6 protein-coding genes and 1 pseudogene are annotated in these 6,241 nt (G+C 49.1%); 3 read left to right on the plus strand and 4 right to left on the minus strand.

Annotation, left to right across the window (positions count from 1 at the left end):
* Positions 1-228: 228 nt before the first annotated feature.
* A complete protein-coding gene (locus KDK16_RS00505; protein ID WP_257274221.1) occupies positions 229-2,682 on the plus strand; it encodes a heavy metal translocating P-type ATPase in 2,454 nt (817 codons plus the stop codon).
* Between the two features lie 3 nt (positions 2,683-2,685).
* The gene (gene cueR / locus KDK16_RS00510) at positions 2,686-3,105 is read left to right on the plus strand and encodes a Cu(I)-responsive transcriptional regulator (protein WP_257252478.1); all 420 of its coding nucleotides are present in this window, start codon (positions 2,686-2,688) and stop codon (positions 3,103-3,105) included.
* Positions 3,106-3,257: 152 nt separating this feature from the next.
* Here cueR and KDK16_RS00515 read toward each other — a convergent pair whose 3' ends face one another.
* The 4 genes and pseudogenes from KDK16_RS00515 to KDK16_RS00530 all read right to left on the minus strand — a co-directional run.
* Complete coding sequence (locus KDK16_RS00515) at positions 3,258-3,662, minus strand: hypothetical protein (RefSeq protein WP_257252476.1); 405 nt, start codon at positions 3,660-3,662, stop codon at positions 3,258-3,260.
* 113 nt (positions 3,663-3,775) lie between these two features.
* Positions 3,776-4,225, minus strand: a complete 450-nt coding sequence (locus KDK16_RS00520; protein WP_257252474.1) for a DUF411 domain-containing protein — start codon at positions 4,223-4,225, stop codon at positions 3,776-3,778.
* 68 nt (positions 4,226-4,293) lie between these two features.
* Positions 4,294-4,692 (minus strand): hypothetical protein, encoded by a 399-nt coding sequence (locus KDK16_RS00525; protein WP_257274222.1) that lies wholly within the window; start codon positions 4,690-4,692, stop codon positions 4,294-4,296.
* 156 nt (positions 4,693-4,848) lie between these two features.
* Positions 4,849-5,310, minus strand: a pseudogene (locus KDK16_RS00530) (glycosyl transferase); the annotation flags it as partial.
* A gap of 129 nt (positions 5,311-5,439) precedes the next feature.
* Between KDK16_RS00530 and KDK16_RS00535 the strand changes: the two are divergent.
* Positions 5,440-6,241 (plus strand): glycosyl transferase (locus KDK16_RS00535; protein WP_257274223.1); only part of this gene is annotated, 802 nt, incomplete at its 3' end.

Here is a 6,241-nt window from a genome sequence, read left to right on the forward strand (position 1 = left end):
ACCTGTCCCGTATTGCCCGAACTATGGGGCACGGTACCGAGATCGACTCCAGGCGAAAACGTCTCAAGCACTTCTTCGCCCGGAGTGGCATGGAGCTTGGTGATATTGCCAGAATGGTCATTGACTGATAAGCCCCTCTACATTCCCAAACAATCCTTTACCTTCCAGTCAGGGTAAGGGTTATCCTGTGTACAGTTTCCCTCAAAATCAATCTCGTGGAGTAACATCATGAAATCTCTACAGATTCAGCTGGCCCTGTCCGGAGTCAACTGTGCCGGTTGTGTCGGCAAAATTGAAAAGTCTCTGAAAGGTGTGGCTGGTGTGAATACAGCCAGTGTTAACTTTGTAGACAAAACGGCCATGGTCGAAGGCAGTGCCGAACCTTCCTCCCTGATTTCAGCCTTGAAAAACGCTGGATTCGAAGCCGAAGTGATGCCTGGCGACTCTGAACGACAATTCTCTATACCAACGATTCACTGTGCCTCCTGCGTCAGCAAAATTGAGTCGGCTCTTCTGGAGGTTCCGGGCGTTGAGAGCGCGTCGGTCAATCTGGCCGATAAAATCTGCTCTGTTCAGGGTAGGCCTGAAGCTGGTGTCATTCTGAAGGCGTTGGAAAGTGCCGGGTATCCGGGTACCTTGCTGACACCTGACAGCGATATTCAACTTAGGCAGGAACAGGAAGACAAAAAACAGTATCGGCACCTGCTAAAACATACCGCCATTGCTCTGGGTCTGGGCATTCCTCTGATGTTATGGGGTGTCGTCACGGGGGAAATGAGCGTAAACACGCCCTTTCAGCAACTTGCCTGGGGGATTGTCGGCCTTGCCACTCTTTTTATTCTGGTGTTCTCCGGTAACCATTACTTTACCGGCATGTGGAAAGCCTTGAAACACGGCAACACCAATATGGATACCCTGATTGCCGTAGGTACAGGCATTGCCTGGCTTTACTCCATGGTTGTCGTGTTGTTTCCTCACCTACTACCGTTTGCCGCTCGCCATGGTTACTTTGAAGCCAGTGCCATGATCATTGGTCTTATCAATCTGGGCCATGCCCTGGAGTTAAGAGCGAAAGGAAAAACCAGTCAGGCAATAAAAAGACTACTTGGGCTTCAAGTCAAAACGGCCAGAGTCGTACGCAATGGACAGGAAATAGATATTCCCGCGGATCAGGTTTTAAAAGGCGACATCCTCAGGGTCAGACCCGGCGAGAAAATTGCTGTAGACGGCATCGTAACTGAAGGCACCAGTCTGGTGGATGAATCCATGCTCACAGGCGAACCATTGGCTGTGAAAAAAACACCCGACGACGAAGTATCAGCAGGCACCTTGAATAAAAATGGCAGTTTGCTATTCAAGGCAGAAAAGGTTGGCAGCGAAACCGCTCTGGCCCATATCATTGCCCTGGTAAAAAAAGCCCAAAGTTCAAAGATGCCCATTGCCCGGATGGCTGATCAGATATCATCCATATTTGTACCTGTTGTGATGGTTATTGCTCTTCTGGCAGCTTCGGTCTGGTTCTTTTTTGGACCCGCGCCGACATTGGCTCACGCGCTGGTGGTAGCCACCACGGTTCTGATTATCGCCTGCCCCTGTGCCCTGGGTCTGGCTACTCCCATGTCGGTCATGGCCGGTGTCGGCAAGGCAGCTGAGCTTGGAATGCTGATTCGCAAAGGAGACTCTTTGCAGCAGGCCAGTCAATTGACAACCATAGTGGTGGATAAAACAGGCACCATCACCGAAGGCGTTCCCAAGGTGATCGAACAGATCTGCATTACAGCGGACACCGAAGAAGAAAAGAACAGAATTCTGCAGATAGCCGCCAGTATTGAGAGTGCATCGGAACACCCTCTGGCTGACGCTATTGTTAATTCTGCCAAACAAAAATCGTTGTCACTTTCACCCGTATCCGATTTTCATGCGGTAACCGGACAAGGGGTGACCGGGCGTGTTCAAAAAAAGTCGGTACTGCTGGGTAATGAAAATCTCATGGCTGCCAATGGCATTGATGTCATGCTTCTGACCTCAACATCAGAGTCATTGGCTAATCAGGGTAAAACCCCCATTTTTCTGGCTGTTGATAACCAACTGGCGGGACTGATAGCGGTCGCCGACCCGGTAAAAAAAGACTCCAAAGCAGCTATCGACAGACTGCATAAGCTGGGCATCAAGGTCATAATGCTGACGGGTGATAACACACTGACTGCCGCAGCCGTCGCACAACAGGTAGGCATTGATGATTTCAGGGCCGAAGCCATGCCTGAAGACAAGGAAAGGTATATCAGAGAGTTGCAGGATCAAGGACACAGGGTCGGTATGACAGGTGACGGCATAAACGACGCCCCGGCCCTTGCCCGCGCTGACGTTGGCTTTGCCATTGGCACGGGTACTGATGTTGCCATTGAATCGGCAGATATCACCCTGATTCGCTCTTCACTCCATGGACTGGCCGATGCCGTCGAGCTCTCCAGGGCAACCCTCGGAAACATTAAACAGAACCTGTTCGGCGCCTTTGTTTATAACTCTCTTGGCATCCCGATTGCTGCCGGAGTGTTTTACCCTTTCACAGGGATGTTGCTTAACCCTGTCGTTGCAGGAGCAGCCATGGCTCTGTCATCCGTCACAGTCGTCAGTAACGCCAACCGTCTGAGACGGTTCAAGCCAACTGCCAGGGAGGTCTGAACCATGAATATTTCCAAAGCAGCACAGGCCACCGGGCTGACCGCCAAAACCATTCGCTACTATGAAAGTCTGAAGCTGATCTCACCGGCCCACCGTCTCGATAACGGTTACCGTAATTATAATGAATCCCATTTACGAGAACTGTCTTTTATCAGTCACGCCAGAGAGCTGGGCTTTACTCTGAAAGAGTGCTCGGACCTTCTGGATCTGTACAACGACAACCATCGTAAAAGTGCTGATGTAAAATCACTGGCTCTGAAAAAAATGGTCGATGTTGAGGCTAAGATCAGCCAACTGCAGGTGATTCGTGACAGCCTGCAACAGCTCACCCAATGCTGTCATGGGGATGATCTGCCGGATTGCCCTATCATTGATCGATTGATCAAGGGAAAAGAAACGAATCCTGATATAGATGGTGCATAAAGCTATCGGAGTTGAAGTCATGAGAATGTCGGTGTTTTATGTTCAGTTTGCACCGATCTCACAGAAGCGCCTGGTACCCACAGGGCATAAAAGCACGACCAGGACAATGGCAGGCGGGAGTTCCCACGAAGAGAGTGGGAACGAGAGGCTACTTACTTGCTGGCAAGGTTGTTGACGATCTGGATCAGCAGCTCTTCAACTTTGTCAAAACGCCTGCTATGGTCAGCTAATTCCTCCTTCATCCATTCTTGTTCCTTCAGAACCAAGGCCACTGTGCCTTCAAAGCCAGTAAGCACTTGATTCATGCCAGCAAGTACCTGATTCATGCCGGCAAGCACCTGATCTTGCTTACTGAAGCGACTGTCCATCTCTTTCTGCATGCCATTAAAGCGGCTGTCCATCTCTTTCTGCATGCCACTAAAGCGGCCGTCCATCTCTTTCTGCATCCCCTCCTGTTTCCTCAGAAGCAGGGAGATTTTGCCTTCCATGCCAGCGAGCACCTTGTCCGATTGCTCCCGATGTTCTTCCAATACCGTGACTCTTGCCTCAAGGCTCATACTACTTGTCCTGTCTGGTTTTTTGTTTGAGAGTTGAGAATAGCAGTTGAAAGGAGAGCTGAAACTCGCTCCTAAAGAAGCTCATGAAAGAGCTTCTTTGGATCGTGCCATGATTAATGAGTGGCAAATACACTCATCTTTCCATCACTACTGAAACCGATCACCTTATAAGGATCTTTGCGGTCTCCGTACTCCATGCCTGGCGACCCCATAGGCATACCCGGAACAGTCAGACCGTTCACACCATCAGGCTTTTCAGTCAGCAAGCGCTTGATGTCCGCAGCCGGGACATGACCTTCAAAGGCATAATCACCGATAAAGGCTGTGTGGCAAGACTCCATTCCTTTCGGAATTCCGGCCTTGGCACGATAGGTGGCTGTGCCCGGCACATCATGGGACATGACCTTAAAGCCATTTTCTTCCATATGTTTTGCCCACTCTGTGCAGCAGCCACAGGCTGGGGTTTTGTAGAGCATGACTGTCGGCAATGACTCCTCCGCCTTGGCCAGTATAGACGACATTAAAACAGCAGTTCCCAGGAACAGGGCTTTCAGCTTTTTCATTGTCTCACTCCCCTACTTTCGTATTTTTTCAAAAATTCAACTTATTAAACGACGATGTTTAATAATAGCTATTCCAAAAAAGAGACATTGGCCAGATAGATCTCAGGTTGGGAGCGGTATACCGAAGATGGGGGCGCAGAAATCCAGTCCTGCAACGGTTCAGAGTCCAGCAAGATCAACTCTGCAACAATATAGAGAAGGGTAAAAGTCGGCTTACTGTCCGGGTGAGAAAACGGGATATAGTGATCCTCAGAGTCGCAGTCTGGACAGACCTGATTCGCTTTCTGCAGATGTTCTGCCGGGGAAGGAGTACAACAGTCATGATCCGCGGACAAATCGTCAGCCATGCCGACAACATCGGCTGACATCATCATGGACATGTCTGAGTGATCTGTAACCATAGCCTGTGACGACTCCATCAGGCAAACCTGCAACAGCAAAAACATTAGCAGGGCAATCATTGTCATACCAATGTTCTGCCTGTGTTTCAGGTTCAGGTGTAGGATGGACATAAGATTCAAGAGGTTATGGTTCAGCTTTTCAACTTAAACCATCCAGTAACTGGAAGGTCAATACATGAAAAGCTGAATAAGGAACGGTGTGAAACTGGCTGTGTACTTTAATCAGGCATTGTCTTCTTCTACTGCATCGTAGAGGCGCTCCAAAATATCAGGGACGGCAGACATCACCCGGTTCCAGCTGGGAATAAAGGGTCTTTCCATCGGATTTTCCAGAAAGTGTTGCCCAGCCGCCATGATATTTCTGGCAAAGAGCTCCACTGCTCGCTCTTCTGAATCACGATCGACGTGCAGGCCATTCATCATCGCATCATCGTAATAAGACTCAATGAAATCCAGTGCTACCCGGTAATAAGTTGCTTTGATCGTGCGGAAGGTTTCAGTATTGAACTGAACCCCATTGGTCGCCAACTTTCTGAAGACGGCCTTGATGATATCGTGGCTCATTTTGGAAAGACCGGAATTACGATCTTCTTCTGAGAGAGGCTGATGTTTATGATCATACACATCAGCAATATCTACCTGACACAGTCGTTTATTGGAATAGTTTCTCTGAACTCTGTTCAAGAAGGTCATCAGCCGGTCTGCTCCGAACAAGACAGCTCTTTACAAGACAGCTCTTTACAAGAAGTCTGAGCTCAGCTGCAGAGTATGATCAAGGTGCAAAAGCGATAACGAGAAGAAGGGAAACGATTTATGGGCGATTTTTACCAGAATGGCACTATCACCAATTTCCATAATTTAAGAGTACGTTCGGTTGAGGATATGGAGCAGGAGCTGCAGGCCTTTTCTCGACAGCGCCCTATGTCTCTGGTCTTACCTTCGCTGTTCTCCGAGTTGCAGGGGCCAGCCCTGAAAAATATTGTACAGGAACTCAGTCAGGTTCCTTATCTTTCCGAGATTGTCATTGGCCTGGATAGGGCCAGCGAAAAAGAATATACCTATTCAAGAGACTTTTTTGCCCAGCTGAATCAACACCACCGTATTCTATGGCAGGATGGTCCCAGACTTCGTGACATTGACCGTCTGCTTGAAAGTAAAGGGTTAGCCCCTAAAGAGGCTGGAAAAGGAAGAAACGTCTGGTACTGCTATGGCTATGTGCTGGCTTCAGCCAAATCAGAAGCCGTAGCCCTGCACGACTGTGACATCGTGACCTACCAGAGAGATCTGCTGGCCAGACTGCTCTACCCGGTAGCCAATCCTGCGTTTAGCTATGATTTTTGCAAGGGCTATTACGCAAGAGTAGCTGACAACAAACTCAATGGCAGGGTCAGCCGTTTGCTGGTAACGCCACTCCTGCGTGCCCTGAAGAAAATTCTCGGCCCTATGGAATACCTGGAATACCTCGACAGTTTCCGTTATCCCCTGGCCGGTGAATTTTCCATGCGAACCAGTGTTTTCAATGACATCCGGATTCCCAGCGACTGGGGTCTGGAAATAGGAGTACTCTCAGAAGTTAAGAGAAACTATTCCAATAAACGACTGTGTCAGGTAGATA

Source organism: Endozoicomonas sp. SESOKO4 (assembly GCF_024606275.1).

Excerpts from the sequence above, each read along its gene's own strand:
- KDK16_RS00505 (WP_257274221.1), top strand. The coding sequence starts at position 229 with ATGAAATCTCTACAGATTCAGCTGGCCCTGTCCGGAGTCAACTGTGCC.
- cueR (WP_257252478.1), top strand. The coding sequence starts at position 2,686 with ATGAATATTTCCAAAGCAGCACAGGCCACCGGGCTGACCGCCAAAACC.
- KDK16_RS00515 (WP_257252476.1), bottom strand. The coding sequence starts at position 3,662 with ATGAGCCTTGAGGCAAGAGTCACGGTATTGGAAGAACATCGGGAGCAA.
- KDK16_RS00520 (WP_257252474.1), bottom strand. The coding sequence starts at position 4,225 with ATGAAAAAGCTGAAAGCCCTGTTCCTGGGAACTGCTGTTTTAATGTCG.
- KDK16_RS00525 (WP_257274222.1), bottom strand. The coding sequence starts at position 4,692 with ATGACAATGATTGCCCTGCTAATGTTTTTGCTGTTGCAGGTTTGCCTG.